We start from the raw sequence: 460 nt of genomic DNA, 5'->3' as shown, positions 1-460 counted from the left end.
ACATTTTGTGCCTCACCGGCGACGGTGTGCAGGCAGGCGACCAGCCGGGCGCGAAGCCGGTTTTCGATCTGGACTGCATGTCGCTTCTCGAAACCATCCGCATCATGCGCGACAACGGAAAATTCCTGTCCGGCCGCAAGCTGACGACACCGCCGGAAGTCTTCCTTGGCGCAGCCATCAACCCGTTTGCGCCGCCCTACGATTTCCGCCCGCATCGGCTGGCCAAGAAAATCGCCGCTGGCGCGCAATTCGTGCAGAGCCAGTATTGCTTCGATGTGCCCATGTTCCGCACCTATATGGAGCGCGTTCGCGATCATGGACTGATCGAGGATTGCTATAGTCTGTGCGGCGTCGGCCACCTCGCCACTGCCAAGACGGCGAAATGGATACGTTCGAATGTGCCGGGCATTCACATCCCGGATTCGGTCATCAAGCGGCTGGAAGGCGCGCAGGACCAGAA

The 460-nt window shown here is 60.2% G+C and carries 1 protein-coding gene; it reads left to right on the top strand.

Features of this window, described 5'->3' with window-relative positions:
* Positions 1 to 460 (top strand): methylenetetrahydrofolate reductase (locus AB1462_RS31945; protein ID WP_367249093.1); only part of this gene is annotated, 460 nt, incomplete at both ends.

Origin of the sequence: Pseudomonas sp. SB113 (assembly GCF_040754745.1) — a bacterium.
GTDB classification, from domain to species: domain Bacteria; phylum Pseudomonadota; class Gammaproteobacteria; order Pseudomonadales; family Pseudomonadaceae; genus Aquipseudomonas; species Aquipseudomonas grimontii.
Note: the sequence above shows the minus strand (reverse complement) of the source record. Positions and strands in the feature narration are given on the sequence as shown.